Source organism: Komagataeibacter kakiaceti JCM 25156, assembly GCF_000613305.1.
In genome coordinates, this window is record NZ_BAIO01000595.1 from 1 (window position 1) to 1,288 (window position 1,288).

Below are 1,288 nucleotides of genomic sequence, written 5' to 3' on the forward strand. Positions count from 1 at the left end.
TCCCGCTTCCTCCGGCGGAGACGCGGCCGGGTCCACGCGCACGACCAGTTGCAGGCTGGCGCGCGGGCTCTGGCCGCCGCAATAGACGCTCTCCTCGATCGCGACAACGCCACCCGCCGCGCGAAAGCGCCAGTGCTGCTCCCCCGCGCCCAGCAGGACCGAACCGTCGCGCGCATCCACCGCCGTAACCGAGGGGTGCAGATGCAGGCGCAGCACGAAAGCGAGCGCGCGCTCACCCTCCAGCGTTTCCTCGCCGCGCAGCACCTCGCCATCCGCGCCCAGATACAGCCTGCGGTAATACGTCGCCCCGGCGGAGGCATGATAGCCATCATGTGACAGGGTGACCCAGTGCGCACCCCCCGCCACCGCGTGTTCCACGCCCACATGCGTGGGGCGGCGCGCCACCGTGCCATCGTGCGCGAATTCGGAGGAGGACATCTCCTCCACCACCACGACGGAATGCGCCGCCGTCTGCCGCAGGGCGTCTTTCCACGCGGGCAGCACGCCGCCGCCGCAATTGACGATCAGGCGCTGGCGGGCGCACGAAAACTCGAATGACAGGGTGCCCGCATGGGCATTGCGATCAAAGCCCGCCGGGGCGGGAATTCCCGCATCGACCAGCAGCAGCGACCGGGCCGCCTGCATGCGCACGAAACCGCCATCGGGCATGTTATGCGCCACGACCCGCGTGCGCGTGGCCTGTGACAGCACCATCTCGATCAGCCCAGCGCTGCGTTCGTGGCTGCCATTGAACAGGGCAAGCCCGCCATCGCCATGGCGCATGGCGCGCAGCACCGGGCTCATCCCGTCCAGCGCGAGGGCGACCGAATGCGGCAGGGCATGCTGCACCGCCTGCATCATGGCCCGCATCTCCGCCAGTTCGCGCAGGGCGCGCAACTGCACTTCGGGGCTGCGCGCGACATGCCAGCCATCGGGCAGGATCTGGCTTTCCACCTCCGCATCGATATAGCGGCGGTAGCGGGCCAGCAGCCCGGTATATTCCGGCATGGCGACCGCCACGGCCAGCAGCCCCTTCAGCGCGGTGAGCGACTGCCAGCCATGCTGTTCGGGCGGCATGATGGCGGCGATGGTGCGCCCCTCCACCAGCAGGCGGGCCATGAGGCGCTGGCGAAAGGAATCACTGGCGGAGGCCGCGAAGAAATCATAATGCCCCAGCCACGCCGAAACCCGCGCGCCGATCACCCCGCATTCGAACGCGATGGGATGCTGGGCGGGGTGGTGCAGCCAGTCATCGACCAGCGCGCGCGCCTTCAGCCGCGCGGCGTCG

General features: G+C 69.6%; 1 protein-coding gene. It reads right to left on the minus strand.

What is annotated here, in order from left to right; translation table 11 throughout:
- Window positions 1-1,288: heparinase II/III family protein (locus JCM25156_RS16950; protein ID WP_025814077.1), on the minus strand; the 1,288-nt coding region annotated here is incomplete at both ends.